Source organism: Pseudomonas sp. FG36 (assembly GCF_057809275.1).
This window is the reverse complement of record NZ_JBMDJQ010000026.1, coordinates 53226-78114: the sequence shown is the minus strand read 5'-3', so window position 1 is coordinate 78114 and position 24889 is coordinate 53226. Positions and strand designations below refer to the sequence as shown.

At 62.3% G+C, this 24889-nt stretch carries 27 protein-coding genes and 1 tRNA gene; 21 read left to right on the top strand and 7 right to left on the bottom strand.

Annotation, left to right across the window (positions count from 1 at the left end):
• Nucleotides 1–265: 265 nt before the first annotated feature.
• A complete protein-coding gene (gene dinB / locus ACODS9_RS19260; RefSeq protein WP_367858966.1) occupies nucleotides 266–1324 on the top strand; it encodes a DNA polymerase IV in 1059 nt (352 codons plus the stop codon).
• Between the two features lie 35 nt (nucleotides 1325–1359).
• Here the strand turns inward: dinB and ACODS9_RS19255 are convergent, their stop codons facing one another.
• The 3 genes from ACODS9_RS19255 to ACODS9_RS19245 all read right to left on the bottom strand — a co-directional run bounded on the left by ACODS9_RS19255 (nucleotide 1360) and on the right by ACODS9_RS19245 (nucleotide 5523).
• On the bottom strand, nucleotides 1360–2313 hold the full coding sequence (locus ACODS9_RS19255) for a hypothetical protein (RefSeq protein ID WP_401104289.1): 954 nt from the start codon (nucleotides 2311–2313) through the stop codon (nucleotides 1360–1362).
• Between the two features lie 21 nt (nucleotides 2314–2334).
• Nucleotides 2335–4050 carry a proline--tRNA ligase gene (locus ACODS9_RS19250; RefSeq protein ID WP_046856771.1) on the bottom strand — a complete coding sequence of 572 codons (1716 nt, stop codon included), beginning with the start codon at nucleotides 4048–4050 and terminating at the stop codon, nucleotides 2335–2337.
• Nucleotides 4051–4206: 156 nt separating this feature from the next.
• Nucleotides 4207–5523 carry an OprD family porin gene (locus ACODS9_RS19245; RefSeq protein ID WP_401104284.1) on the bottom strand — a complete coding sequence of 439 codons (1317 nt, stop codon included), beginning with the start codon at nucleotides 5521–5523 and terminating at the stop codon, nucleotides 4207–4209.
• Between the two features lie 762 nt (nucleotides 5524–6285).
• On the opposite strand from ACODS9_RS19245, the gene ACODS9_RS19240 reads away from it, so the two are divergent.
• Together ACODS9_RS19240 and ACODS9_RS19235 are read left to right on the top strand one after the other, a co-directional pair.
• On the top strand, nucleotides 6286–6705 hold the full coding sequence (locus ACODS9_RS19240) for an HIT family protein (RefSeq protein WP_110697854.1): 420 nt from the start codon (nucleotides 6286–6288) through the stop codon (nucleotides 6703–6705).
• A gap of 2 nt (nucleotides 6706–6707) precedes the next feature.
• Nucleotides 6708–6920, top strand: coding sequence for a SlyX family protein (locus tag ACODS9_RS19235; RefSeq protein ID WP_046856768.1), 213 nt, complete (start codon nucleotides 6708–6710; stop codon nucleotides 6918–6920).
• A gap of 19 nt (nucleotides 6921–6939) precedes the next feature.
• On the opposite strand, the gene ACODS9_RS19230 is transcribed toward ACODS9_RS19235, so the two are convergent.
• Nucleotides 6940–7533 (bottom strand): cold-shock protein, encoded by a 594-nt coding sequence (locus ACODS9_RS19230; RefSeq protein WP_046856767.1) that lies wholly within the window; start codon nucleotides 7531–7533, stop codon nucleotides 6940–6942.
• Between the two features lie 280 nt (nucleotides 7534–7813).
• Between ACODS9_RS19230 and ACODS9_RS19225 the strand changes: the two genes are divergently transcribed.
• The 18 genes from ACODS9_RS19225 to ACODS9_RS19140 all read left to right on the top strand — a co-directional run bounded on the left by ACODS9_RS19225 (nucleotide 7814) and on the right by ACODS9_RS19140 (nucleotide 21379).
• Nucleotides 7814–8287: a Dps family protein gene (locus tag ACODS9_RS19225; protein ID WP_028690591.1), complete on the top strand. Its 474-nt coding sequence runs from the start codon at nucleotides 7814–7816 to the stop codon at nucleotides 8285–8287.
• A gap of 196 nt (nucleotides 8288–8483) precedes the next feature.
• Nucleotides 8484–8810 (top strand): ribbon-helix-helix domain-containing protein, encoded by a 327-nt coding sequence (locus tag ACODS9_RS19220; protein ID WP_476261453.1) that lies wholly within the window; start codon nucleotides 8484–8486, stop codon nucleotides 8808–8810.
• Between the two features lie 88 nt (nucleotides 8811–8898).
• Entirely contained in the window at nucleotides 8899–9120 is a 222-nt protein-coding gene (locus ACODS9_RS19215) for an FmdB family zinc ribbon protein (RefSeq protein WP_046856766.1), read from the top strand.
• Between the two features lie 94 nt (nucleotides 9121–9214).
• Entirely contained in the window at nucleotides 9215–10990 is a 1776-nt protein-coding gene (gene aspS, locus ACODS9_RS19210; protein WP_046856765.1) for an aspartate--tRNA ligase, read from the top strand.
• 93 nt (nucleotides 10991–11083) lie between these two features.
• A complete protein-coding gene (locus tag ACODS9_RS19205) occupies nucleotides 11084–11836 on the top strand; it encodes a YebC/PmpR family DNA-binding transcriptional regulator (RefSeq protein ID WP_023628700.1) in 753 nt (250 codons plus the stop codon).
• Nucleotides 11837–11969: 133 nt separating this feature from the next.
• Nucleotides 11970–12494, top strand: coding sequence for a crossover junction endodeoxyribonuclease RuvC (gene ruvC / locus ACODS9_RS19200; RefSeq protein WP_023628699.1), 525 nt, complete (start codon nucleotides 11970–11972; stop codon nucleotides 12492–12494).
• Nucleotides 12495–12602: 108 nt separating this feature from the next.
• Nucleotides 12603–13220: a Holliday junction branch migration protein RuvA gene (gene ruvA, locus ACODS9_RS19195; protein ID WP_489094517.1), complete on the top strand. Its 618-nt coding sequence runs from the start codon at nucleotides 12603–12605 to the stop codon at nucleotides 13218–13220.
• The gene (ruvB, locus tag ACODS9_RS19190) at nucleotides 13217–14263 is read left to right on the top strand and encodes a Holliday junction branch migration DNA helicase RuvB (protein ID WP_023628697.1); all 1047 of its coding nucleotides are present in this window, start codon (nucleotides 13217–13219) and stop codon (nucleotides 14261–14263) included. The genes ruvA and ruvB overlap by 4 nt, the downstream gene beginning before the upstream one ends.
• Nucleotides 14264–14388: 125 nt before the next feature.
• Nucleotides 14389–14841: a tol-pal system-associated acyl-CoA thioesterase gene (gene ybgC / locus ACODS9_RS19185; RefSeq protein WP_023628696.1), complete on the top strand. Its 453-nt coding sequence runs from the start codon at nucleotides 14389–14391 to the stop codon at nucleotides 14839–14841.
• Nucleotides 14842–14843: 2 nt separating this feature from the next.
• A complete protein-coding gene (gene tolQ / locus ACODS9_RS19180) occupies nucleotides 14844–15539 on the top strand; it encodes a protein TolQ (protein ID WP_023628695.1) in 696 nt (231 codons plus the stop codon).
• A gap of 14 nt (nucleotides 15540–15553) precedes the next feature.
• A complete protein-coding gene (gene tolR, locus ACODS9_RS19175; protein ID WP_023628694.1) occupies nucleotides 15554–16006 on the top strand; it encodes a protein TolR in 453 nt (150 codons plus the stop codon).
• Nucleotides 16006–17082, top strand: a complete 1077-nt coding sequence (gene tolA / locus ACODS9_RS19170; protein WP_046856762.1) for a cell envelope integrity protein TolA — start codon at nucleotides 16006–16008, stop codon at nucleotides 17080–17082. Before tolR ends, tolA begins: the two co-directional genes overlap by 1 nt.
• Before the next feature lie 47 nt (nucleotides 17083–17129).
• The gene (gene tolB / locus ACODS9_RS19165) at nucleotides 17130–18380 is read left to right on the top strand and encodes a Tol-Pal system beta propeller repeat protein TolB (protein WP_046856761.1); all 1251 of its coding nucleotides are present in this window, start codon (nucleotides 17130–17132) and stop codon (nucleotides 18378–18380) included.
• Between the two features lie 54 nt (nucleotides 18381–18434).
• Nucleotides 18435–18932 (top strand): peptidoglycan-associated lipoprotein Pal, encoded by a 498-nt coding sequence (gene pal / locus ACODS9_RS19160; RefSeq protein ID WP_008090230.1) that lies wholly within the window; start codon nucleotides 18435–18437, stop codon nucleotides 18930–18932.
• Between the two features lie 6 nt (nucleotides 18933–18938).
• Complete coding sequence (gene ybgF / locus ACODS9_RS19155) at nucleotides 18939–19748, top strand: tol-pal system protein YbgF (RefSeq protein WP_023628691.1); 810 nt, start codon at nucleotides 18939–18941, stop codon at nucleotides 19746–19748.
• 160 nt (nucleotides 19749–19908) lie between these two features.
• Entirely contained in the window at nucleotides 19909–20556 is a 648-nt protein-coding gene (queE, locus tag ACODS9_RS19150; protein ID WP_139673117.1) for a 7-carboxy-7-deazaguanine synthase QueE, read from the top strand.
• Nucleotides 20557–20566: 10 nt separating this feature from the next.
• On the top strand, nucleotides 20567–21241 hold the full coding sequence (gene queC, locus ACODS9_RS19145; protein WP_367856867.1) for a 7-cyano-7-deazaguanine synthase QueC: 675 nt from the start codon (nucleotides 20567–20569) through the stop codon (nucleotides 21239–21241).
• Between the two features lie 62 nt (nucleotides 21242–21303).
• Nucleotides 21304–21379 (top strand) — tRNA-Lys (locus ACODS9_RS19140).
• Nucleotides 21380–21450: 71 nt separating this feature from the next.
• Here ACODS9_RS19140 and ACODS9_RS19135 read toward each other — a convergent pair.
• From ACODS9_RS19135 to ACODS9_RS19125, 3 genes are read right to left on the bottom strand one after another with little or no spacing between them, the layout of a single operon-like run.
• Entirely contained in the window at nucleotides 21451–22737 is a 1287-nt protein-coding gene (locus tag ACODS9_RS19135) for an NAD(P)/FAD-dependent oxidoreductase (RefSeq protein ID WP_489094516.1), read from the bottom strand.
• 53 nt (nucleotides 22738–22790) lie between these two features.
• Nucleotides 22791–24344 (bottom strand): amino acid permease, encoded by a 1554-nt coding sequence (locus tag ACODS9_RS19130; RefSeq protein ID WP_489094515.1) that lies wholly within the window; start codon nucleotides 24342–24344, stop codon nucleotides 22791–22793.
• Between the two features lie 7 nt (nucleotides 24345–24351).
• Entirely contained in the window at nucleotides 24352–24582 is a 231-nt protein-coding gene (locus ACODS9_RS19125; RefSeq protein ID WP_489094514.1) for a hypothetical protein, read from the bottom strand.
• Nucleotides 24583–24889: the final 307 nt, after the last annotated feature.

The following is a 24889-nucleotide window of genomic DNA, read 5'->3' as shown; positions in this document are numbered from 1 at the left end:
ACCGACGACCTTCGGGTTATGAGCCCGACGAGCTACCAGGCTGCTCCATCCCGCGCCTGTGAGATCGAATTCTACGGATTTTCCCTTGCCTGTCAAGCATTTCCTCAAGAAAAACCTTTTTCGTTCAAACCCTTAGCGTGCCAGATCGCGCCGCAGCTCAGTGGCGACGGGGCTTGCAGGCCGATTGTCCGGTTCAGGCTGTCTCGTCCGTTGGCCATACGGTAATATCTGTATGAATTTACAGTAGTGGCTGTCATCCATGTCCTTGCGCAAGATCATCCACATTGATTGTGACTGCTTCTACGCCGCCATCGAGATGCGCGATGACCCACGCCTGGTCGGTCGCCCCATGGCGGTGGGTGGGCAGCCAGGTCAGCGCGGCGTGATCGCCACCTGTAACTATGAGGCGCGCGCCTATGGCGTGCGTTCGGCGATGGCGTCGGGGCATGCCATGAAGCTGTGCCCTGATCTGGAGATCGTCAAGCCGCGTTTCGAGGCTTACCGTGAGGCGTCCCGCGAGATTCACGCGATCTTCCGGGACTACACCGAGTTGATCGAACCGCTGTCGCTGGACGAGGCTTACCTGGATGTCAGTGACAGCCAATGGTTTGCCGGCAGCGCCACGCGGATTGCCGAGGACATTCGTCGTCGGGTCGCCCAGCAACTGCATATCACGGTGTCCGCAGGCGTGGCGCCGAACAAGTTCCTGGCCAAGATCGCCAGCGATTGGCGCAAGCCCAATGGGTTGTTCGTCATTACCCCGGACCAAGTGGAGGAATTCGTCGCGGCTTTGCCGGTTGCCCGCTTGCATGGCGTGGGCAAGGTGACGGCGGATAAGCTTTCGCGATTGGGGATCGATACTTGCCTGTCATTGCGCGACTGGTCGAGGCTGGCGCTGGTGCGCGAATTTGGCAGCTTCGGCGAGCGCTTGTGGGGGCTGGCGCGAGGGATCGACGAGCGTGCGGTGCACAACGACAGTCGGCGGCAGTCGGTCAGCGTCGAGAACACCTACGACCAGGACTTGCCCGACCTGAGCAGTTGCCTGGAGAAGCTGCCTGACCTGCTCGCCAGTCTGAATGAGCGGATTGCGCGCATGGATAGCAGCTATCGGCCCGACAAGCCGTTCGTCAAGGTCAAGTTCCATGACTTCAGCCAGACCACGCTGGAGCAGGCGGGGGCGGGGCGAGACCTGGAGAGCTACCGGCAGTTGCTCAGCCAGGCGTTTGCCCGGGGTGGCAAGCCGGTGCGGTTGCTGGGGGTAGGGGTGAGGCTTAGGGACCTGCGTGGGGCGCTTGAGCAGTTGGAGTTGTTTCGGGACATATAAAGAAGAAGGGGCCGCACAAGCGGCCCCTTCTCGTTTTACTGCACGCCCGGATCGGCAACCAGTCGCCCGGTGGCCTTGGTCAGTGCCTGCAGAAACTCCTGCTGCAGCTCAGGATCGTTGCGCGTCAGTTCGATCAGGCTCTGTTCGAGTTCGCTGGCCTCTTCTTCCAGGCCCAGTTCCGACAGGCGCTTGACCCGATGTACCCACTGGCCGACATCGTCGTCCTCGAGGTCATCGAAAATCAGCTCGTGGGCCTCGAGCAACTTGCCACGCAAATTGCCGCTGACCAGCAAGCTGGCATCGCCTCGTACCTGGTTTTCCTCATCCACTACCTGCAGGTGCAGGGTGCCGATATGGTTGAGGTTCTGCTCGGAGAACGGGCTGTCGAGCAGGTTCAGGCGCAGTACGCCATGTTTGTCGGTGGTCAGCTCGTGGGTCATCTTGCCCGCCTTGACCTCGACCAGGCGCTCGTTCCACGGCAGGCTGATGGACTCTTCGCGCTTGCCCTTCTCGACCTCGTCGATGCCCGCCAGGTTCTGCTGGGCACGGCCGTTGGACGGTACGTTCATGAACGGGTTGACGCCCGCCACGCCATAGCTCAGCCAGTCGTGGGTGACGCTGTCCGGCAGGTTGCCCAAGGCGAACACATTGGCCACGTTGGCGCCGATGCCCGCTACCACAGCCACCGCGCCAAGCGGGATCTCGTAGATCTCCCGCCAGGGTTGGTAGGGGGTGTAGCGGTCGTAGCGGCGGGTCACTTCGAACTCGGTGACTTCGAATCGCTTGAGCTCATGAATGCGCACGCGCCGCTGCGGAAGCTCCATCACCTTCGGCTCGCCGACATCGATCTGCAGACTGTGCTCGAGCAGTTTGCGCTCGACGCGCTCCTCATGGTCGCTGCGCTGGGACATCTGGTTGGCGCAGCCGCCGAGGAACAGGGCGCCGCACAATGCGGCGCCCCCCAGGGTGTAGGTACTTCGCTTGGACATGATCACTCGCGTAACGGGTTATCAGCGGCGGATGCGGGCCTGCAGGAAGGTCAGCACTTCATTGAGCGGCAGTGCCTGGGCCTCCGACTCGGTGCGGTGCTTGTACTCCAGGTTGCCATCGGCCAAGCCGCGGTCGCTGACGACGATGCGGTGCGGGATGCCGATCAGCTCCATGTCGGCGAACTTGATGCCGGGGCTGGTCTTCTTGTCGCGGTCGTCCAGCAGGACTTCGAAACCTGCGGCGGTCAGTTCGGCGTACAGCTTGTCGGTCGCCTCACGGACTACATCGGTTTCGTAGCGCAGCGGCACCAGGGCGATCTGGAACGGGGCCAGGGCGTCATTCCAGATGATGCCCTTGTCGTCGTGGTTCTGCTCGATGGCGGCGGCGACCACACGGGACACGCCGATACCGTAGCAGCCCATCGACAGGACTACAGGCTTGCCGTTCTCGCCCAGCACCTGGCACTTGAGCGCTTCGCTGTACTTGGTGCCGAGCTGGAAGATGTGGCCGACTTCGATGCCGCGCTTGATCACCAGGGTACCCTGGCCGTCCGGGCTCGGGTCGCCCTCGACCACGTTGCGCAGGTCAGCGACCTGTGGAACCGGCAGGTCGCGTTCCCAGTTCACGCCGAAGTAGTGCTTGTCGTCGATGTTGGCGCCGATGCCGAAGTCGCTCATCAGGGCGACCGAACGGTCGATGATGCACTCCAGCGGCAGATTCAGCGGGCCGAGGGAGCCTGCGCCGGCGCCGATGGCGGCACGCAGCTCGGCGTCAGTGGCCATCACCAGCGGGTCGGCAACCTGCTCCAGCTTGGTGGCCTTGATCTCGTTGAGCTCGTGGTCGCCACGGACGATCAGCGCGACCAGCTTGCCTTCCTCGGCGCCATGCACGATCAGGGTCTTGACGGTCTTCTCGATAGCCAGGCCGAAGTTTTCCACCAGTTGCGCGATGGTCTTGGCGTCCGGGGTATCGACCAGGCGCAGCTCTTCGGTCGGCGCCGGGCGCACGGTTTCGCGCGGGATTGCCTCGGCCTTCTCGATGTTGGCGGCGTAATCGGAGCTGTCGCTGAAGATCACGTCGTCTTCGCCGGAGGAGGCGAGCACGTGGAACTCGTGGGAGTAGCTACCACCGATCGAGCCGGTGTCGGCCTGCACCGGACGGAAGTCCAGGCCCAGGCGGGTGAAGATGTTGGAGTACGCCAGGTGCATGCGGTCGTAGGTTTCCTGCAGGGAAGCCTGGTCGGCATGGAAGGAGTAGGCGTCCTTCATGATGAACTCGCGGCCGCGCATCAGGCCGAAGCGCGGACGGATCTCGTCGCGGAACTTGGTCTGGATCTGGAACATGTTCAGCGGCAGCTGCTTGTAGCTGGACAGCTCGTTGCGCGCCAGGTCGGTGATGACCTCTTCGTGGGTCGGGCCGACGCAGAATTCGCGCTGGTGGCGGTCTTTCAGGCGCAGCAGCTCGGGGCCGTACTGCTCCCAGCGGCCGGACTCCTGCCACAGTTCAGCCGGCTGGATGCTCGGCATCAGCACCTCGAGGGCGCCGGCGGCGGTCATTTCCTCGCGTACCACGGCTTCGACCTTGCGCATTACCCGCAGGCCCATCGGCAGCCAGGTGTACAGGCCGGAGGCCAGCTTGCGGATCATGCCGGCGCGCAGCATGAGCTGGTGGCTGATGACCACTGCATCGGCCGGGGTTTCTTTCTGGGTGGCGAGCAAATATTGACTGGTGCGCATGGTGAGCCGTGTCGATTGCCTGAATGTGAAATGACCCCGCATTGTACGGGGGCGAAACGAAAGCGTACAGAATGCAGCACTGGCGCGGTTCTGTCAGCCAAGAAAAAGCCCGGCGATCGCCGGGCTTCTTCATCTTGGGGCGTCGCAAGCCTGGGTTTACAGGATGCTCAGCGGGTACTCGACGATCAGGCGCAGTTCGTCGATGGAGTTGGAGCCGTAGTACACACCGTCCGCGGAGCGGTAGGTAGCTTGGCGTACGCGCAGGCTCAGGTCCTTGGCCGGACCGCTTTGCAGGACGTACTTGACGTCGATGTCGCGTTCCCATTCCTTGCCGTTGTCGGTGGTGCGGGTGGTGGCGCCGGTACCACGAGCGTAACGGGTCATGAAGGTCAGGCCTGGAATGCCATACTCGGCGAAGTTCAGGTCGTAACGGGCCTGCCAGGATTTCTCGTCCTCGGCGTTGAAGTCGGAACGGGCGATGGAGTTGGCCAGGAACACGGTGCCGCCACCGTCGACGCCGTAGGCGTAGTCACCGTCGCCGCTGACTTTCTGGTAGGCCAGGGTGAAGGTGTGGGCGCCGATGTTGTAAGCGGCCGAGAGGCTGGCGGCGATGTTGTCGAGCTCGTTGGTGCCATCCGATTTCTTCACGAAGGCGCCGGTACGGTTTTCACCGATGGACTTGGTGTCATAGATGTTGAAGTCGAACACCAGGCCTTGTTTGTCGCTGATTGGCAATGCCCAGTTGACGTTGCCGTACCACTTGCGGAAGTGATCCTCGACGCGCGAGTAGTAAAGAGTGGTGCTCAGGCTGTCGGTAATCGCGTAGGTGCCACCGAAGACGTTTGCTTCGGTCAGGCCCGGACGCTTCTCGCGCTCATCGTTGAGGCCGCCGATGCTGTCCTTGTAGCTTGCCGCCTGAGCATCGAGACGGGTGAAGTGACCGGCGTTCAGCTCCAGGCCCTTGATTTCCTTGCTGGTCAGCAAGAAGCCTTCGGCAACTTCAGGCAGCAGGCGGCTGTCGTCGGTGGCGAAGACCGGCATGGCGGTATACTGGCCGCCGTATTTCAGAACGGTGTCGGAAATACGGAATTTCACCGCGCCGTAGCCCTTGGAGTAGTCATCTTCCGAGCGGCCATCAGAGCCGGTAGGGAACAGGCCGGTGCCGGCGCGGCCCTTGCCGCTGTCGACCTTGACGCCCAGCAGGCCGATGGCGTCGACGCCGACGCCGACGGTGCCTTGGGTGAAGCCGGATTCGAAGGTGCCATGGAAGCCCAGGCCCGTTTCTTCTGCACGGCTCTGGTCGCCAGCCGGGGCATTACGGAAGTCACGGCTGAAATACAGCATCCGGGTCTTGACGCTGAGCTTGCTGTCTTCGACAAAGCCCTTGGACTCATCCTGCGAAGAGGCGACTGCCATCTGCGAAGTCCCTGCCGCTACGGCCAGGGCGATCATGCTCCACTTCATCACGCGCATCGTGATTTGCTCCTTTGGTTTTTAGGAAGAGTACCGCCGCACCCAAGTGTTTTAGTTATAGGGCCGGCTCTTTCTTGTTATGTCGGCGAAAATGTATATCACGCGGACTATTCTTGGCGATATGGGCAGAAACAACCTTTCGGTAACTTTATGGCCATGTCGCTGTCAGTTGTCTCCATGTCGCAAATCACGCCCGTTTTATAGAGGCGTACAACGCCAGCGCTGTCTCGAAACCGTCATGTTTGTATAAATACAAAGTACGGCTTGTGAAACTCCCTGGTTTATCCGATGCCGCTGTTGTTATTTGTCGCATTCACCCTGCAATGCAGGGAGCATGCCGACTTGGCCAGTAACGAATGCAACAAGCATGCTCAAAATCACGAACCTTTGATGAAATTTTCACAAAGACCCTGCCTGTAGCCGGAAAACCTCCGAAAACACGGGCTGCGACCGCTTTGGTGGCGGTTCACGGTGATCTCTGGCGTATGTGTGTGAAGCTGCCTTCCAAGTCAAGGTGTTACCGACGATTGTTTATCCTGGCTGTTTTATGTGACGGATGTGTGGTGGAGGTCTGACGAGCGGCATCATTTTGGTGCGAAAAGTAGCGCTGTGTTACCGAAGCGGGGCGTCGATGTTGTCATTCGCGTGCTACAAATGGTTCGAATCGGCGTCGGCGGGTGTGGCAGATGCCGAAGCAGAGTATCCTTGCGCCCCTGTGCCCGGCCGGTTGGAAGGGCTGTATCGCTAGTAAGGAGGTTTGCCGTGTTCACTCTCGATTCGCGTCTGCAGGAGGATTCCCTGGTATTGGGCGACCTGCCGCTGTGCCGCCTGCTGCTGAGCAAGGATGCCAACTACCCGTGGTTCATCCTGGTGCCGCGTCGCGCCGATATCACTGAAGTGTTCGAGCTCGAGGAAGCGGACCAGCAGCAGTTGTGGGTCGAGACGAGCGCCCTGGCCGAGGCGTTGAAGGATGCCTTTGCCGCCGACAAGATGAACGTCGCGGCCCTGGGCAATGTGGTCAGCCAGCTGCACATGCATGTGATCGTGCGCCACCGTGGTGATGCCGCCTGGCCCGCCCCGGTCTGGGGCAAGGTGGCGGCCATCGGCTACACCCAGGAGCAGCTCGACGGTATTCGCCAGCAAGTGCGTGCGCTGCTGGGTGAGAGCTTCAAGGAGGCTTGAGGATGTCGCAGGAACTGGAAATGCGCATGATCGAGCTGGAGACCCGCCAGGCGTTTCAGGATGACAGCTTGCAAGCGCTAAATGATGTGATTGTCGAGCAGAGTCGAGTGATCGAACGCCTGCAATTGCAGATGGCGGAGCTGATCAAACGCTACGAGGAGATGGCTGGCCAGCAGGGCGGCGGGGAAGAAGAAGCGCCGCCGCCTCACTATTGAGCACGGCGGCGGCACAGGTTCAGCGGCGCGCGACGGCGACCACGTCTTCGGCCTGCAGGCCTTTGTCGCGGTGCATCACCGAGAACTCCACGCGCTGGCCTTCGACCAGCACCCGGTGGCCCTCGCCGCGGATGGCGCGAAAGTGCACGAAGATATCGTCACCGGAGTCGCGGGAGATGAACCCGAAGCCCTTGGAGGTGTTGAACCACTTCACGGTGCCGGTATCGCGCAGGCCGGCCTCCTGCGGATTGCCCTGGCTGGCGCGGGCCTTTCGCGTGCCGCGAACGAAACCGGCCACCAGGTGCAGCACGCTGGCGAGGAAGGCGCAGGCCAGTGCTGGCAGGTTGCCAAGCTCCGGCCGGGCCAGCAGGGTGAGGGTCTGCAGGACCACGGCCACGACCAGCAGGATGCTGGTGGCGTGTTGCAGCTGTTGGCGCATGCCTTTGTAGTACTGTGGCAGTACCGGGGCAATCACCAGGTTGAGCAGGCCGAGCAGCGCCAGGTAGACGGCCTCGGGTTGCTGCAGGAAGGGTGTTGCGTCAGTTTTCAAGGTGGGTATGAGCGATAGCAGCAAAGCCGCCACGCCCGTCACCAGATGGACGATCTTGAACATTGGGTTTGGCTCACGTTGATAAGGCCGATCACAGGATGAGCTGGTCGCACGGTGCGCGTGAACTGTAGGCGCGAAAACGTGACGGGCCAGCCTATGCACCCGGCACTGACAATCCGCACGGGTGGCACACTGCCTATTTAACAGCAAAGGCGGGGGCTTCTCAAACCGATTGGCGCCGACGGCTGTCAGTGCAGCCTTGTGCCGCATGCGCCGGTAACCAACTCTTGTTAGAGTGTTTGCTGCCCGCTTGATGATCAAGCCTTATGGAAAGGGGAGCTTCATGGCAATCGATATCGGTATCAGTGAAGAAGATCGCAAGTCCATCGTCGATGGGTTGTCCCGCCTGTTGTCGGATACCTATGTGTTGTATCTGAAAACCCACAACTTCCATTGGAACGTCACCGGTCCGTCGTTCCGCACCCTGCACCTGATGTTCGAGGAGCAATACAACGAGCTTGCCCTGGCGGTCGATTCGATCGCCGAGCGTATCCGTGCCCTGGGCTTCCCGGCGCCGGGTTCCTATGCCTTTTATGCCCGCCACTCTTCGATCAAGGAAGAGGAGGGCGTGCCGCCTGCTGAAGAGATGATCCGCCAGCTGGTGCAGGGGCAGGAGGCCGTGGTGCGTACCGCTCGCAGCATCTTCCCGGTGGTGGACAAGGTCAGCGACGAGCCGACCGCCGACCTGCTGACCCAGCGCATGCAGGTGCACGAAAAAACGGCATGGATGCTGCGCGTCTTGCTCGACGGGAACTGATTACCGCTTGACCGTCGTTTGACCCCGCCAAACCAGGCCCGATGCCTTCACAGGTATCGGGCCTGCGCGTTTGCGGGGAAGGCTTTGCCGCTGCTATCGGCATGATCGGGTGGCGCTTCATGAAACACATGGATCCGTTCGCAAGGCGGGCGGGGGTGTGGTTTCGAGATGATGGAGCGGTGCGGTGGACAATCCGATGCGTGGTATCGACGGCAATGCGAGGCACAGGCAGGGTGCGGGCAGCCCCCGGGTCGATCCGTTCAGGCGGGACTTCGACATGGCGCAGGCGGGGCCTGTGTCACGCTCGGTGCGGCTCAACGGTTTCGCCACCTGCCTGCGTCTGGAGGTGGTGTACTGGCGCATCCTGGAGCGCATCGCCCAGGCCAACCGCTGTTCGGTGAGCGCGGTGCTGTCCTATGTGGACCGCGAGGTGCACCTGCGCCATGGCGGGGTGAGGAATTTCAGCGGGCTGGTCCGGGTGATCTGCGTCACCTGGTTGCAGGAGGCGCGGGACGTACACTGATCGCCGGGCTGCACAGCACTCCTTAACCATATATAATCCCGCTCTTTGCTGCCTTGGGCAGCGTGCGATGTGGTTGACGAGAGACGCCATGCCCCTTTACGACTATCAATGTGCATCCTGCGAACACCGCATGGAGGTGTTGCAGAAGATCAGTGCCGCGCCGCTGACCGATTGCCCGGCATGCCAGGCACCGGCATTGAAGAAGCAACTGTCGGTCCCCGGCTTCCGCCTGAGCGGCAACGGCTGGTACGAGACCGACTTCAAGACCGGGGCGAAAAAGAATCTGGCAGGCGGCGACAAGGCCGACTGAGTTGAATTGCACCGACCAGGTCTTGCAGTATTAGCCCCTTGGGCGGCCAAGACCTCCACCGAACATACGAATCACGAGAAGCGAAACCACGACCATGATGCGCAGCCATTATTGCGGCCAACTGAACGAGTCCCTGGACGGCCAGGAAGTCACCCTCTGCGGCTGGGTCCATCGTCGCCGCGACCACGGCGGGGTGATTTTCCTCGATATCCGTGACCGCGAAGGCATGGCCCAGGTCGTGTTCGATCCGGATCGCGCCGAAACCTTCGCCGCCGCCGACCGCGTGCGCAGCGAATACGTCGTGCAGATCACCGGCAAGGTACGCAAGCGCCCGGATGGCGCGGTGAACGCCAACATGGCCTCCGGCGCCATCGAGATCCTCGGTTACCAGCTGACCGTGCTCAACGAGGCCGAAACGCCGCCGTTCCCGCTGAACGAATACTCCGACGTGGGCGAAGAAACCCGCCTGCGCTACCGCTTCATCGACCTGCGTCGCCCGGAAATGGCCGACAAGCTGCGCCTGCGTTCGCGCATCACCAGCAGCATCCGTCGCTTCCTCGACGAGAACGGCTTCCTCGACGTCGAGACGCCGATCCTCACCCGCGCCACGCCGGAAGGCGCCCGTGACTACCTGGTGCCAAGCCGTACCCACGCTGGCAGCTTCTTTGCACTGCCGCAGTCGCCACAGCTGTTCAAGCAGCTGCTTATGGTCGCCGGCTTCGACCGCTACTACCAGATCGCCAAGTGCTTCCGTGACGAAGACCTGCGTGCCGACCGCCAGCCGGAATTCACCCAGATCGACATCGAGACCAGCTTCCTCGACGAGTCCGAGATCATGGGCCTCACCGAGAGCATGATCCGCAAGCTGTTCAAGGAAGTCCTGGACCTGGAGTTCGGTGATTTCCCGCACATGACCTACGAAGAGGCCATGCGCCGCTACGGCTCCGACAAGCCGGACCTGCGTATCCCGCTGGAACTGATCGACGTTGCCGACCAGCTCAAGGATGTCGACTTCAAGGTCTTCGCCGGCCCCGCCAACGATCCGAAGTGCCGCGTCACCGCCCTGCGCCTGCCGGGCGGCGCCAGCATGCCGCGCAGCAAGATCGACGAGTACACCAAGTTCGTCGGCATCTACGGTGCCAAGGGCCTGGCCTACATCAAGGTCAACGAGCGCGCCAAGGGTGTCGAGGGTCTGCAGTCGCCGATCGTCAAGAACATCCCCGAGGCCAACCTCAACACCATCCTCGACCGCGTTGGCGCAGTCGATGGCGACATCGTGTTCTTCGGCGCCGACAAGGCCAAGATCGTCAGCGAAGCCCTGGGCGCGCTGCGTATCCGCCTGGGTCATGACTTCGAGCTGCTGACCTGCCAGTGGGCACCGATGTGGGTCGTCGACTTCCCGATGTTCGAAGAGAACGAAGACGGCAGCTTCACCGCGCTGCACCACCCGTTCACCGCGCCGAAGTGCACCCCCGAGGAGCTGGAGGCCAATCCGGCCACCGCGCTGTCGCGTGCCTACGACATGGTGCTCAACGGCACCGAGCTGGGTGGCGGTTCGATCCGTATCCACCGCAAGGAAATGCAACAGGCGGTGTTCCGCCTGCTGGGTATCGAGGCGGCGGAGCAGGAAGAGAAGTTCGGCTTCCTGCTCGACGCCCTGAAGTTCGGTGCACCGCCTCACGGTGGCCTGGCCTTCGGCCTGGACCGCCTGGTCATGCTGATGACCGGCGCGCAGTCGATCCGTGAAGTGATCGCCTTCCCGAAAACCCAGAGCGCCGCGTGCGTCATGACCCAGGCCCCGGGCATGGTCGACGCCAAGGCCCTGCGCGAGCTGCACATCCGTCTGCGCGAGCAGACCAAGGTCGAGTAACCTCGACCCCGGGCGCACTGGCTGCGCCCACGTATTCATGCGTTCCGCCCTTCGGGGCGGAACCTGTTTCTGTTTCAAGGATTTGGAGTCGTTATGGCCGGTCATTCCAAGTGGGCGAACATCAAGCACCGCAAAGAACGCCAGGATGCCAAGAGAGGCAAGATCTTCACCAAGTGGATCCGCGAACTGACCGTCGCTGCCAAGCAAGGTGGTGGTGATCCGGCGTCCAACCCGCGCCTGCGCCTGGCGCTGGACAAGGCCCTGGGTGCCAACATGAGCCGCGACATCATCGATCGCGCCGTGGCCCGCGGTGCCGGCACCAACGAAAGCGACAACGTCGAAGAGCTCAGCTACGAGGGTTACGGCCCGGGCGGCGTGGCGATCATGGTCGAAGCCATGACCGACAACCGTAACCGTACTGCCGCGGCCGTGCGGCATGCCTTCACCAAGTGCGGTGGCAACCTGGGCACCGACGGCTCGGTGGCCTATCTGTTCGAGCGCAAGGGGCAGATCAGCTTCGCTGCCGAGCTGAACGTGGACGAGGATGCGCTGATGGAAGCCGCAATGGAGGCCGATGCCGACGATGTGGTGGTCAACGACGACGGCTCCTTTGACGTGTTCACCTCGTTCAACAGCTTCTATGCCGTGCGTAACGCCCTGGAAGAGGCCGGCTTCAAGGCGTCCGACGCCGAGATCGTGATGCAGCCGACCACCAGCGCCGAGCTGGACCAGGACGGCGCGGAGAAGGTGCTCAAGCTGATCGACATGCTCGAGGACCTGGATGACGTGCAGAACGTCTACTCCAACGCACAGATCTCCGATGAGATCATGGAAACGCTGGGCTGATCGTTTCGGCTATCGGCTGTAGCGCGGGGCAAGCCCGCTCCCACAAGGCCTGCGCCAGATTGCGGTGTAGTCTTTGTGGGAGCGGGCTTGTCCCGCGATAAGGCCGGCAAATTCGCACACCTTTGTAGGCGCTATGACTCTCATTCTTGGTATCGACCCCGGCTCGCGCATCACCGGTTTTGGTGTGGTCCGCCAGACTGCCCGTGGCTGCGAGTACGTGGCGTCGGGCTGTATACGCACTGGCGGCGGTGAGCTGCACGAGCGTCTGCAGATCGTCTTTCGCGGTGTCAGCGAGATCATCCGCCAGCATGAGCCGGTGACCATGGGCATCGAGCGGGTGTTCATGGCGCGCAACGCCGATTCGGCGCTCAAGCTTGGCCAGGCCCGGGGGGCGGCCATAGTCGCCGCGGCCGAGGCGGGCCTTGAGATCGCCGAATACACCGCCAGCCAGGTCAAGCAGGCCGTGGCCGGCACCGGCGGCGCCAACAAGGAGCAGGTGATGATGATGGTCATGCACCTGCTCAAGCTGACCCAGAAACCGCAGATCGACGCCTCCGACGCCCTGGCCATCGCCTTGTGCCATGCCCATACCCGCTCCAGCCTCATCCCCCACGGGTTGGCGACAGCCCGGCGCCGTGGCGGACGCTTGCGTCTGTAACCGCTTCATGCGGTGATACACATTTTGTCCGGGTGAAGCACTCTCCCGGCGCATTTGCTGATAGGGTGGACCGGTTTTCGACCGGCACCCGAGAGGAAGGATCGGAACGTGATTGGACGTTTGCGTGGCACCCTGGCGGAAAAACAGCCGCCGCACCTGATTATCGACGTCAACGGCCTGGGCTATGAGCTCGAAGTGCCGATGACCACGCTGTACCGTCTGCCCAAGCTGGGCGAGACCGTCACCCTGCACACTCATCTGGTGGTGCGTGAAGACGCCCATCTGCTGTACGGCTTCTTCGAAAAACGCGAGCGCGAGCTGTTCCGTGAGTTGATCCGCCTCAATGGCGTTGGCCCGAAACTGGCGCTGGCGCTGATGTCGGGGCTCGAGGCCGATGAGCTGGTGCGTTGCGTCCAGGCCCAGGATGCCTCCGCTCTTGTGCGTGTGCCCGGTGTCGGCAAGAAGACCGCCGAGCGCCTGCTGGTCGAGCTCAAGGACCGCTTCAAGGCCTGGGAAACCTCGCCGGCCATGTTCGCCCTGGTGTCCGACGGGCCGGCGCCGGTGGCCAGTGCCTCCAACGCCGAGGCCGACGCGGTCAGCGCCCTGGTGTCGCTGGGCTACAAGCCGCAGGAAGCCAGCAAGGCGATCGCCGCCATCGAGGGCAAGGCCAACCTCAGCAGTGAGGAACTGATCCGTCGCAGCCTCAAAGGGATGATTACCAAGTGATCGAGACCGACCGCCTGATCGCCGCCTCCGGACGCGACCGCGAAGAGGTCCAGGATCGTGCAATCCGCCCGCTGAGCCTGGACGAGTACATCGGCCAGCCGGTGGTGCGCGAGCAGATGTCGCTGTTCATCCAGGCCGCGCGCGGGCGCAGCGAGTCGCTCGATCACACCCTGATCTTCGGTCCGCCGGGCCTGGGCAAGACCACGTTGGCCAACATCATCGCTCACGAGATGGGCGTGTCGGTCAAGAGCACGTCCGGCCCGATTCTCGAACGGCCGGGCGATCTGGCGGCGATGCTGACCAATCTCGAGCCGCATGACGTGCTGTTCATCGACGAGATCCACCGTTTGTCACCGGTGGTCGAGGAAGTACTCTATCCGGCGATGGAGGATTTCCAGCTGGACATCATGATCGGCGAGGGCCCAGCCGCGCGCTCGATCAAGCTCGACCTGCCGCCGTTCACCCTGGTCGGCGCCACTACGCGCGCCGGCATGCTGACCAACCCGCTGCGTGATCGCTTCGGTATCGTCCAGCGCCTGGAGTTCTACAGCGACAGGGACCTGGCGACCATCGTCAGCCGTTCGGCCGGCATCCTCGGCTTGCCCATGGACGACAAGGGCGCATTCGAGATCGCCCGCCGGGCGCGTGGCACCCCGCGGATCGCCAATCGCCTGCTGCGACGGGTGCGCGACTTTGCCGAGGTGCGCGGCAAGGGCGAGATCACCAAGGCGGTCGCGGACATGGCGCTGAACCTGCTGGATGTCGACGAGCGTGGCTTCGATCACTCCGACCGGCGTCTGCTGCTGACCATGATCGAGAAGTTCGACGGTGGTCCGGTGGGGCTCGACAATATTGCCGCGGCGATCGGCGAGGAGCGCCACACCATCGAGGATGTGCTCGAGCCCTATCTCATCCAGCAGGGCTATATCATGCGTACCCCGCGGGGCCGTGTGGTCACCCGGCACGCCTACCTGCATTTCGGCCTGAACATTCCCGGGCGTTTCTGCGAGGGCGGGGAATATGCCGCGCAAGACGACGAATGACAGATCGAATCGGCATTTTCGTGGTCCTACCGCTGGCATGCCCTGGGCTCGCTGGCAATACGACATTATCGATGCAAAAACAGTTGCCGCAGCGGATTGGCAAGCACAGGAGTAAGCACTAGAGTATGCGCGCGCAAAATGGGCTGGAACCGTTCGCACACCGCTGTCGCGTCTATTACGAGGACACCGACGCCGGTGGCGTGGTGTATTACGTCAACTACCTCAAATTCATGGAGCGCGCGCGCACCGAGCGGCTGCGTCACCTGGGGTTCTCCCAGGCCCAGCTGGCGCAGGACAATTTGTTGTTCGTGGTCCATTCCAGCGAGGCGCGCTATCACGCGCCGGCCCGCCTGGACGACGAGCTGCGGGTAACCGCGCAAGTACTTGAATTGAACCGTGCCAGCCTGCGCTTCGTGCAGCAGGTGTGGCGAGCAAAGGATGAAGTGCTGCTCTGCGAGGGGCAGTTCCTGGTGGCCGCCGTGCGCGCCGACACTTTCAAACCCCGGGCCATTCCCCCAGAACTGCGCGACGCCTTCCTGGCGGACGGCACGGGTACTCAATCGAACGCAGGAGAATAAGCGTGGAAGCAAACGTCGTCGACCATACCTCCATGTGGAGCCTGGTCGCCAATGCCAGTGTCGTGGTTCAGCTGGTAATGCTGACCCTCGTGGCAGCCTCGGTGACCTCTTGGATCATGATCTTCCAGCGCAGCACCATGCTGCGCGCCGGTCGTCGTGCACTGGACGCTTTCGAAGAGCGCTTCTGGTCGGGCATCGACCTGTCCAAGCTGTACCGCCAGGCGGGCAGCAACCCGGACCCGGACTCGGGTGTCGAGCAGGTCTTCCGTGCCGGCTTCAAGGAATTCTCGCGCCTGCGCCAGCAACCAGGTGTCGATCCGGACGCGGTCATGGAAGGGGTAGGGCGTGCCATGCGCGTGGCCATCTCCCGCGAGGAAGAAAAGCTCGAGCAGAGCCTGCCGTTCCTGGCCACTGTCGGTTCCACCAGCCCGTACATCGGTCTGTTCGGTACCGTATGGGGCATCATGAACTCCTTCCGTGGCCTGGCCAGCGCCCAGCAAGCCACCCTGGCCACCGTGGCCCCGGGCATTGCCGAAGCCCTGATCGCCACTGCGATCGGCCTGTTCGCCGCGATCCCGGCTGTTATCGCCTACAACCGTTTTGCTGCGCGCAGTGAAGTGCTGATCGGGCGCTACTACACGTTCGCCGACGAGTTCCAGGCGATCCTGCACCGCAAAGTACACACCAGCGAAGAGTGATCAGGTAGAAACCCATGGCCCGAGTTCGCCACAAACGCAAGCCGGTCGCCGAGATGAACGTGGTGCCCTACATCGACGTGATGCTGGTGCTACTGGTTATCTTCATGGTGACCGCCCCGATGCTCAACCAGGGCGTGAAGGTGGACCTGCCCAAGGTTTCCAGCGAAGCCCTGCCGCAGGACAACAACGTCCAGGTCCTGACCATCTCGATCAAGGCCGACAAGACCTACTACTGGAACCTCGGCAGCGAAGTCGACACCGACAAGCAGATGGACAAGGCCATGACCTTGCCGGAAATGACCAGCGCGGTGACCAAGATCATCGCCGCCGGTCGTGACCAGGGCAAGCAGACCCAGGTCTTCATCCGTGGCGACAAGGCTGTCGACTACGGTGCGGTGATGGGCGCCATGGGCGGGTTGCAGAAGGCCGGTGTCGGTAACGTTGGCCTGATTACCGAGGCGCCCTGATGCAACAGCGAGAGCCATCCGCCTCGGAAAGCTACTTCTGGCCCAGTGTCTGGGCCATTGCGCTGCACGTGCTGGTGTTCGGCATGCTGTTCGTCAGCTTCGCCATGACGCCCGAGCTGCCGCCCTCCAAGCCTATCGTCCAGGCCACGCTGTATCAGCTCAAGTCCAAGAGCCAGGCGACCACCCAGACCAATCAGAAGATTGCCGGGGAGGCGAAGAAGACCGCCTCGCGCCAGACCGAGGTCGAACAGCTGGAGCAGAAGAAGGTCGAGCAGGAGGCCGTGAAGGCCGCGGAACAAAAGAAAGCCGACGCCGCTCAAAAGGCCGAGGAGGCTCGCGAAGCCGCCGAGGCGAAGAAAGCCGAAGACGCCGCCAAGGCCGCCGAGCAGAAGAAAGCCGCCGAGGCCAAGAAAGCCGAGGAAGCGAAAAAGGCCGCCGAGAAGCAGCAGGCCGACATCGCCAAGAAGAAGGCTGAGGACGAGGCCAAGAAGAAGGCCGAGGAAGAAGCCAAGAAACAGGCCGCGGAAGAGGCGAAGAAGAAAGCAGCCGAAGACGCGAAGAAAAAAGCAGCCGAGGACGCCAAGAAGAAAGCGGCGGCCGAGGATGCGAAGAAGAAGGCAGCTGAAGAGGCCAAGAAAAAGGCCGCGGCAGACGCCCAGAAGAAAAAGGCACAGGAAGCGGCCCGCAAGGCGGCGGAAGACAAGAAGGCCCAGGCACTCGCCGAGCTGTTGTCCGACACCACCGAACGGCAGCAGGCGCTGGCCGACGAGCAGGGTGACCAGGTGGCCGGCGACTTCGACGACCTGATCCGCATGCGCGCGGCCGAAGGTTGGGCGCGTCCGCCATCCGCGCGCAAGGGCATGACGGTAGTTCTGCAGATCAACATGCTGCCGGACGGCACCCTCACCAACGTGAGTGTGGCCAAGTCCAGTGGCGACGGTCCGTTCGACAGCTCGGCCGTGGCCGCGGTGAAGAACATTGGTCGGTTGACCGAAATGCAGGGCTTGAAGCCGAACGAGTTCAATCCGTATCGTTCATTCAAGATGACATTTACACCTGAGGATCTAGCGTTGTGATTAAACGTCTGAGAGGACTCCTGGTCTTGCTCTGCTGCGTGGCAGGCATGGCGATGGCAGAGGAAAAGAACATCCTGGTCACCAGCGGTAGCGACCGGGCAACTCCCATTGCGGTAGTGCCGTTCGGTGTCCAGGGCGGCAGCGTGCTGCCGGAAGACATGGCCGATATCATCGGCAACGACCTGCGCAACTCCGGCTACTACGCGCCGATCCCGCGGCAGAACATGATCAGCCAGCCAAGCCAGGCCAGCGAAGTGATCTTCCGTGACTGGAAAGCGCTGGGCGCCCAGTACGTCATGGTCGGCAGCATCGTGCCGGCCGGTGGTCGCCTGCAGGTGCAGTACGCCCTGTTCAACGTCGCCACCGAGCAGCAGGTGTTGACCGGCAGCGTGGCCGGCGGCGTCGATCAACTGCGCGACATGTCGCACTACATCGCCGACCAGTCGTTCGAGAAGCTCACCGGCATCAAGGGTGCGTTCTCCACCCGCATGCTGTACGTGACCGCCGAGCGCTTCTCGACCAACAACACCCGTTACACCCTGCAGCGTTCGGACTATGACGGTGCCCGTGCAGTGACCCTGCTGCAGTCGCGTGAACCGATCCTGTCTCCGCGTTTCGCGCCGGATGGCAAGCGTATCGCCTATGTCTCGTTCGAGCAGAAGCGCCCACGCATCTTCATCCAGCACATCGATACCGGTCGCCGCGAGCAGATCACCAACTTCGAAGGCCTGAACGGCGCGCCTGCCTGGTCGCCTGACGGTTCGCGCCTGGCGTTCGTGCTGTCGAAAGACGGCAACCCGGACATCTATGTAATGAACGTGGCTTCGCGCCAGATCACCCGTGTCACCGCCGGCCCCGGTATCAATACCGAGCCGTTCTGGGGCAAGGATGGCAACACCCTGTACTTCACCTCCGACCGTGGCGGCAAGCCGCAGATCTACAAACAGTCGGTCGGTGGCGGTGGTGCCGAGCGCGTGACGTTCGTGGGCAACTACAACGCCAACCCGAAACTGTCGGCGGATGAAAAGACCCTGGTGATGATCCATCGCCAGCAGGGTTTCACCAACTTCAAGGTGGCCGCGCAGGACCTGCAACGTGGAAGTGTAAAGATTCTCTCCGAGACCAGTCTTGATGAGTCTCCCACTGTTGCGCCAAACGGCACCATGCTAATCTACGCCACCCGCCAGCAGGGCCGGGGAGTCTTGATGCTCGTGTCGCTTAACGGCCGCGTGAGGCTCCCACTTCCTACCGCTCAAGGCGAAGTCAGAGAACCGTCCTGGTCCCCTTACCTGAACTGATTGCGGCGTAACACGTTTTGCTTAACACACTGGGGTTTCATTAGGAGTTTCACGATGGAAATGCTGAAGTTTGGTAAATTCGCTGCGCTGGCTCTGGCCATGGCTGTAGCTGTAGGTTGCTCCTCGAAAGGCGGCGACAACGCTGGTGAAGGCGCTGTTGATCCGAACGCTGGCTACGGTGCCAACACTGGCGCTGTTGACGGTTCCCTGAGCGAAGAAGCCGCCCTGCGCGCAATCACCACCTTCTACTTCGAATACGACAGCTCGGACCTGAAGCCAGAAGCCATGCGCGCTCTGGACGTTCACGCCAAGGACCTGAAGTCCAACGGCAACCGCGTTGTCCTGGAAGGCAACACCGACGAGCGCGGCACCCGCGAGTACAACATGGCTCTGGGTGAGCGTCGTGCCAAGGCCGTTCAGCGCTACCTGGTTCTGCAGGGCGTTTCCCCTGCTCAGCTGGAACTGGTTTCCTACGGCGAAGAGCGTCCAGTTGCCACCGGCAACGACGAGCAGTCCTGGGCTCAGAACCGTCGCGTAGAACTGCGTAAGTAAGTTCCTATGCGTATGTGCCGTCGTGCTGTAACCGTCCTCGCACTCAGCCTGCCCCTTTCGGCGTGGGCTGCGGTTCCCGTAGTAGATGACAACGCGGGTGGCTATCCGCCCGCGGGTTATGGCACGAGCGGCGCCTATGCCGGAGCAGGGGCTTCGGCCCCTGCTTCTGCAAATGGCCAGCTGTTCATGCAGCTGCAGCAGATGCAGGACCAGATTTCCCGCCAGCAAGGCATCATCGAAGAGCTGCAGAACGATGTGTCGCGCATGAAGCAGGAAAACCTCGAGCGCTACCAGGATCTCGACCGCCGCATCAGCAGCGGTGCCGCGCCTGCCGCGACTCCAGACAATTCTTCCACCGGTGGCGCAAACAGCGCAGCCACGGGTGCGGCCGCCGGCGCCAATGCCGCGCAGCCACCGGCCGCGAGCAGCGAGCCGGGCGATCCGGCGAAAGAGAAGCTGTATTACGACGCCGCTTTCGACCTGATCAAGCAGAAGGACTTCGACAAGGCCAGCCAGGCCTTCAACGCCTTCCTGCGCAAGTACCCCAACAGCCAGTACGCCGGCAATGCCCAGTACTGGCTCGGCGAGGTCAACCTGGCCAAGGGCGACCTGCAAGGCGCCAGCCAGGCGTTCGCCGAGGTCGGTCAGAAGTACCCGAAACACAGCAAGGTGCCGGATTCGCTGTACAAGCTGGCCGATGTCGAGCGCCGCATGGGCCACACCGACAAGGTCAAGGGTATCCTGCAGCAGGTCATCACCCAGTACCCCGGCACTTCCGCCGCGCAGCTGGCGCAACGCGACCTGCAAAAGCTCTGAACGACCCGTTGAAGAAGAAACCCGCGCTTGTCGCGGGTTTTTTCGTTAGAATCACGGCCCTTTTTTCGTAAACACGCTGCCGCGGATAACGCTTTGTCGAGTCCGCGACAGTGCCTGACGGAGGCGGACAGCCTGTTCAGCTGTCACGCCCGTGGCGATCATGCAAGACACATTACGCATCACCGAAGTGTTTTACTCGTTGCAGGGTGAAACGCGAACGGCCGGGCTGCCCACGGTTTTCGTGCGCCTGACCGGTTGCCCCCTGCGCTGCCAGTACTGCGACAGTGCCTATGCCTTCAGTGGCGGCACTATCCGCACCCTCGACTCCATTGTTGAACAGGTGGCCGGCTTCAAGCCGCGCTACGTCTGCGTGACTGGTGGCGAGCCTCTGGCCCAGCCCAACGCGCTGCCTCTGCTGCAACGCCTGTGCGATGCCGGTTACGACGTGTCGCTGGAAACCAGTGGCGCTCTCGACATCAGTGGCGTCGACACCCGGGTCAGCCGCGTGGTCGACCTCAAGACCCCGGGCTCCGAGGAGTCTCACCGCAATCGCTACGAGAATATCGAGCTGCTGACCGGTAACGATCAGGTCAAATTCGTCATCTGTTCCCGCGAGGACTACGATTGGGCGGTTTCCAAGCTGATCCAGTACAACCTGGCCGAGCGCGCCGGTGAAGTGCTGTTTTCGCCCAGCCACCATCAGGTGAGCGCCACCGATCTGGCCGACTGGATCGTCGCCGACAACCTGCCCGTTCGCTTCCAGCTGCAGCTGCACAAGCTGCTGTGGAACGACGAACCCGGACGTTGAGGAGAAAGACATGACTGACAAACGCGCGGTAATCCTGCTGTCCGGTGGCCTGGATTCGGCCACCGTGGTAGCCATGGCCAAGGCCGACGGCTACCAGTGCTACACCATGAGCTTCGACTACGGCCAGCGCCATCGCGCCGAGCTCAACGCCGCGGCGCGGGTGGCCCGTGACCTGGGCGTGGTCGAGCACAAGGTGATCGGCCTGAACCTCGATGGCATCGGTGGCTCGGCCCTGACCGACAGCAGCATCGATGTGCCCGAGGCGCCGAGCGAGGGGATTCCGGTCACCTACGTGCCGGCTCGCAACACCGTGTTCCTGTCTCTGGCCCTGGGCTGGGCGGAGGTGCTCGAAGCCCGTGACATCTTCATTGGTGTCAACGCCGTGGATTACTCCGGCTACCCTGACTGCCGCCCGGAATTCGTCGAGGCCTTCGAGCGCATGGCCAACCTGGCTACCAAGGCTGGCGTGGAAGGGCAGGGCTTCCGTATCCAGGCGCCGCTGCAGAACCTGAGCAAGGCGCAGATCGTCCAGGCCGGGATCGCCCGTGGCGTGGACTACAGCCTGACCGTTTCCTGCTACCAGGCCGATGATGCCGGGCGTGCCTGCGGCAAGTGCGACAGCTGCCGCCTGCGCGCTGATGGCTTCAAGGCCGCCGGTGTAGAGGACCCCACTCGGTATTTTTGAAAAAAACTTGCGATGGGGTGTTGAATTCTTCTGAGAAATCAGTAATATACGCGCCATCCAACGGGTCGTTAGCTCAGTTGGTAGAGCAGTTGGCTTTTAACCAATTGGTCGTAGGTTCGAATCCTACACGACCCACCATATGCAGTACGAAAGAGCCCGCCTTCATGGCGGGCTTTTTCATGCCTGTCGAAAAGTGGGCTGACCCACTGTCAGCGGTTCAGTCGTCGTGCATCCAAGGCATCGCGTGCCTGGTAGGCGGTGTAGGTGGCCTGCGCAGCCACCAGGCCGGCCAGGCCGAAGGTGCGATCGAGGCCGAACCGACTGAAACCACTCGGGATCGGCAGGCGGTGGGCGATGGCGTCCGCCAGCACTTCGCCGGCGACCGTGGTCGGTGCCATGCCGTGGCCGCCGAAACCGACCGCGTGCCAGATGCCGTTGTCGTCCTGGCCGATCTGCGCCATCTGGTGGCGTCCATAGCTCATCAGGCCGCCCCAGGCGTATTCCAGCTCCACGTCCTCGAGTTGCGGATAGACGCTCACCAGATCGGCCTTGAGCAGCTTGGCGATGGCTTGCGGCCCGCGATCGAGAATGGAGATGCGTCCGCCCCAGAGGATCCGGGTGTCTTTCAGCGGGCGGTAGTAATCGAAGGCGAAGCGTGTGTCGTAGATGGCCGACTGGCAGTCGATGGCGTCCTGCAGGCGTGCGCCCAGTGGCGCAGTGGTCACCACGTAGGTGGCAATCGGCAGCACGGCGCGTTCGATCGGGGCGTAGACGCCGCGGGCATAGCCCCCTGCGCTGAACACCACCTGCTCGGCATGGACTTCGCCCTGGCCGGTGCGCACGATGTAGCCGCCAGCCTTCTTCTCGATACTGGTCACCGGCGACTGTTCGTAGATCGTCACCCCGGCCTGTGCGGCTGCCTGGGCGATGCCGCAGACATACTTGAGCGGGTGGAAGTGGAATGCGTTGCGCTCCAGCAACCCGCCGTAGTAGCGCTCGGTCCTGAGCTGTTCCTTCAGTTCGCCGGGGGCGATGTATTCCCAGTCGACGCCATAGGCCTGCTTCATCAGCTGGCGCGGTTTTTCCAGGCGCGACGGGTCATTGAACCAGTTGGCGAGGATCACGCCCTGGTCGACCAGGTCGCAATCGATGGCGTAGCGGCGGGCGCGTTCGCGGATCAGCTCGACGGCGTCGAGTGTCAGTCGATACAGCTTGCGTGCCTCGTTGGCGCCCAGGGTCGACAGCAGGTCGGCGTTGCCGAGGCTGTAGCCGCCGAAGACGAAGCCGCCGTTGCGCCCCGAGGCGCCATGGCCGACACGTTGTGATTCGAGGATCGTCACATCGGTCACTCCGCGCTCGGCAAGCCCTATCGCGGTCGACAGGCCGGCCAGGCCGCCACCGAGGATGCAGACGCGGGTATCGGTGCGCCCACTCTGGGCAGGGTAGAAGGTTCTGCTGGCGGTGGCTTCGTAGTAGGAGTCGAAGGTGCTGTTCATCAGGGTCCCGGAGCAGTGGTGGGCGGACCGTGGCGGGTCCGCCAAAGGAGTGTTCAGGCGGGTTGCTGGCTGGCCGCGAGCGCATCGCCTGTGGGCTCTGCCTTGCTGCGTTCGGCTTTGCGAATCTCGATACTGGAGAAGTCCATTTCCCTGTAGCGCACCACCTTGGAGCCTGTGACCAGCTTGTGGCCGAACCAGACCACCACGAACAGCACCAGGCCGACGTAGGTGGCGAAGGCACCGATCCAGTCGATCTGCCCGCCGATGAACGCCTGGTAGTTCTGCCCGAGCATCACCACCATGCACAGGCCGAAGGCGAACAGCGGGCCGAACGGGAAGTATTTCGACACATACGGCAGTTTCGCCAGGTCATTTCCATTGAGCAGGTAGCCGCGGCGGAAGCGGTAATGGCTGATGGCGATGCCCAGCCAGGCGATGAAACCGAGCATGCCGGAGGTGTTCAGCAGCCACAGGTAGAGCTTGCCGGGGCTGAACAGGAAGCTCAGCAGGCACAGGCCCGCGACCGCGGCGGTGGCCAGCAGCGCCCAGGCCGGAGTGCCACTGCGGGTCACCCGGGCGAAGATGGCCGGCGCCTTGCGCTCCAGCGCCAGGCTGTAGAGCATGCGCGACGAGGCATACATGCCCGAGTTGCCGGCGGACAGCACCGAGGTCAGGATCACCGCGTTCATCACGGCAGCGGCGGCGAGCATGTCAGCCTTGGTGAAGATCAGGGTGAACGGGCTGATGGTGACGTCCGACAGGCCGTCCTTGAGCAGGCGCGGGTCGGTGTAGGGGATCAGCAGGCCGATCACGACAATGGTGAGTACGTAGAACAGCAGGATGCGCCAGAAGATCTGGCGCACGGCCTTGGGAATGTTGCGTCCCGGGTTTGCCGTTTCGCCAGCGGCGATGCCCACGAACTCGGTGCCCTGGAACGAGAAACCGACGATCATCGCCACGCCGATCAGCGCCGGCAGGCCGCCGGCAATGGGCGCGTCGCCGATCTGCCAGAGGTGGGCGCCACCGTCCTGGCCGCCTTCGAGGATGCCCAGCAGCATCAGCACGCCCACGGCGATGAAGATGATGATGGTGATGACCTTGATCAGGGCGAACCAGAACTCCGCCTCGCCGAAGAAGCGCACCGAGGCGACATTGAGGGCGAACAGCAGCACCAGGAAGGCCGCGCTCCAGATCACCCCGGGGGTGTCCGGGAACCAATAGAGCATGATGATCTGCACGGCCACCAGGTCCACGGCGATGGTCACGGCCCAGGAGTACCAGTAGTTCCAGCCCAGGGCGAAGCCGAAGCTTTCTTCGACGTAGCGCGAGGCATAGGTGGAGAACGAGCCGCTGACCGGCATGCATGCAGCCATTTCGCCGAGGCTGGTCATCAGGAAGTAGACCATCAGGCCGATCACCGCGAAGGCCAGCAATGCGCCGCCGGGGCCGGACTGGGCAATGGTGGCGCCGGAGGAGACGAACAGGCCGGTGCCGATTGAGCCGCCGATGGCGATCATGTTCAGGTGGCGGCTGGTGAGGGTGCGTTTGAGGTGTCCGGAAGGCGGGGCTGCGGCAGTCAAACTTCCGTTGTTGTTCGAATGGGTCATGGGCAACCTATTTGATCTGCATTCGGGTGAGTTGTTGTTCTTGTTGTGATCTGACCACTTCCTGTTGCAGGTGACGGGCGCGGATGGGCGCCGGTCGGCCAGCAGCTTCTCCAGTGCTGCGGCGGTCGCGATTGCATTGATTGAAATCAGTATTGGCGTTGAAAGGTGTTTGCAACAAACGACAATTAGTTGTTACTTCATTCCGTTTTGGAATGCATGATTTCGTCGTTTTGATCATGTGACAACGTTGATATTTGCATGCATTCATCTGGATTGCCCATATTTACTGATATGCATCGACGTCATTGTGAAGTGGGAAATGGTCGTTTTGTATTTTCCTTAAAATGTACGAAACAATATGGCGGAAATTTATTCATCATTGATGCAACAAAAAACCGATACCTGGGGTGGCCAGATATCGGTTTGAGAGTGTCGTATCCCTTCAGGCGGAAGGGTTGCTGGAGGGGGCAGCCTTGTCGAGAGCTGTCAGCCTTTGTCGCGGCGGACCGTGCTGCTGTTGGCAGTCCGCTGTTGCTGTTTCATCC

Bases quoted from the DNA above. Each gene is read 5' to 3' on its own strand.
- ACODS9_RS19255 (WP_401104289.1), bottom strand. From the start codon at position 2,313: ATGTCCAAGCGAAGTACCTACACCCTGGGGGGCGCCGCATTGTGCGGC.
- ACODS9_RS19250 (WP_046856771.1), bottom strand. From the start codon at position 4,050: ATGCGCACCAGTCAATATTTGCTCGCCACCCAGAAAGAAACCCCGGCC.
- ACODS9_RS19245 (WP_401104284.1), bottom strand. From the start codon at position 5,523: ATGCGCGTGATGAAGTGGAGCATGATCGCCCTGGCCGTAGCGGCAGGG.
- ACODS9_RS19235 (WP_046856768.1), top strand. From the start codon at position 6,708: ATGTCGCAGGAACTGGAAATGCGCATGATCGAGCTGGAGACCCGCCAG.
- ACODS9_RS19230 (WP_046856767.1), bottom strand. From the start codon at position 7,533: ATGTTCAAGATCGTCCATCTGGTGACGGGCGTGGCGGCTTTGCTGCTA.
- ACODS9_RS19225 (WP_028690591.1), top strand. From the start codon at position 7,814: ATGGCAATCGATATCGGTATCAGTGAAGAAGATCGCAAGTCCATCGTC.
- ACODS9_RS19220 (WP_476261453.1), top strand. From the start codon at position 8,484: ATGCGTGGTATCGACGGCAATGCGAGGCACAGGCAGGGTGCGGGCAGC.
- ACODS9_RS19215 (WP_046856766.1), top strand. From the start codon at position 8,899: ATGCCCCTTTACGACTATCAATGTGCATCCTGCGAACACCGCATGGAG.
- aspS (WP_046856765.1), top strand. From the start codon at position 9,215: ATGATGCGCAGCCATTATTGCGGCCAACTGAACGAGTCCCTGGACGGC.
- ACODS9_RS19205 (WP_023628700.1), top strand. From the start codon at position 11,084: ATGGCCGGTCATTCCAAGTGGGCGAACATCAAGCACCGCAAAGAACGC.
- ruvC (WP_023628699.1), top strand. From the start codon at position 11,970: ATGACTCTCATTCTTGGTATCGACCCCGGCTCGCGCATCACCGGTTTT.
- ybgC (WP_023628696.1), top strand. From the start codon at position 14,389: ATGCGCGCGCAAAATGGGCTGGAACCGTTCGCACACCGCTGTCGCGTC.
- tolR (WP_023628694.1), top strand. From the start codon at position 15,554: ATGGCCCGAGTTCGCCACAAACGCAAGCCGGTCGCCGAGATGAACGTG.
- tolA (WP_046856762.1), top strand. From the start codon at position 16,006: ATGCAACAGCGAGAGCCATCCGCCTCGGAAAGCTACTTCTGGCCCAGT.
- tolB (WP_046856761.1), top strand. From the start codon at position 17,130: ATGGCGATGGCAGAGGAAAAGAACATCCTGGTCACCAGCGGTAGCGAC.
- pal (WP_008090230.1), top strand. From the start codon at position 18,435: ATGGAAATGCTGAAGTTTGGTAAATTCGCTGCGCTGGCTCTGGCCATG.
- ybgF (WP_023628691.1), top strand. From the start codon at position 18,939: ATGCGTATGTGCCGTCGTGCTGTAACCGTCCTCGCACTCAGCCTGCCC.
- queE (WP_139673117.1), top strand. From the start codon at position 19,909: ATGCAAGACACATTACGCATCACCGAAGTGTTTTACTCGTTGCAGGGT.
- queC (WP_367856867.1), top strand. From the start codon at position 20,567: ATGACTGACAAACGCGCGGTAATCCTGCTGTCCGGTGGCCTGGATTCG.
- ACODS9_RS19135 (WP_489094516.1), bottom strand. From the start codon at position 22,737: ATGAACAGCACCTTCGACTCCTACTACGAAGCCACCGCCAGCAGAACC.
- ACODS9_RS19130 (WP_489094515.1), bottom strand. From the start codon at position 24,344: ATGACCCATTCGAACAACAACGGAAGTTTGACTGCCGCAGCCCCGCCT.
- ACODS9_RS19125 (WP_489094514.1), bottom strand. From the start codon at position 24,582: ATGATCAAAACGACGAAATCATGCATTCCAAAACGGAATGAAGTAACA.